1 protein-coding gene and 1 pseudogene are annotated in these 530 nt (G+C 30.4%); both read right to left on the bottom strand.

What is annotated here, in order from left to right:
* Positions 1-209 (bottom strand): aquaporin (locus RSC39_RS12060; protein WP_332537485.1); only part of this gene is annotated, 209 nt, incomplete at its 3' end.
* A 188-nt stretch (positions 210-397) separates the two neighbouring features.
* A pseudogene (locus RSC39_RS12055) lies at positions 398-530 on the bottom strand (serine--tRNA ligase); the annotation flags it as partial.

Raw genomic sequence — 530 nt, 5'->3', positions numbered from 1 at the left:
CCTACAGTAACTGCTGGATTAAAATGTGCTCCACTTGTTGCCGCAAATATATATACTGGTACAGCTACAGCAAAAGCCCATCCTGTTGTTATAACCATCCAGCCACTATTTTCCCCTTTAGAATTTTTTAATACTACATTGGCTACTACACCGTCTCCTAATAGTATAAGAATTAAAGTCCCTAGAAATTCTGCTAAAAAATGTGTCATTATAATACCTCCCTAATTCATAGTAATAATATATACATAACAACTTTATGGAAACTTTTACATCGTTGCTATATGGTTATTTTACACCTTTTTACTACTTAATGCTACTACAAAAAAATATTATAATATTATCTCTTAATAAAAATATCAAGGTACCAATTAAGATACCTTGATATTTAAAATTTAAACTATTTAATTACATCTACACCCATATATCTTTTTAATGCATCTGGAACTGTTACAGTGCCATCTTCATTTTGATAATTTTCAAGTATAGCAGCAACTGTTCTACCAACTGCAAGACCTGATCCATTTAATGTA

The organism is Lactococcus sp., from assembly GCF_036648155.1.
GTDB classification, from domain to species: Bacteria; Bacillota; Bacilli; order Lactobacillales; family Streptococcaceae; genus Lactococcus; species Lactococcus cremoris.
Note: the sequence above shows the minus strand (reverse complement) of the source record. Positions and strands in the feature narration are given on the sequence as shown.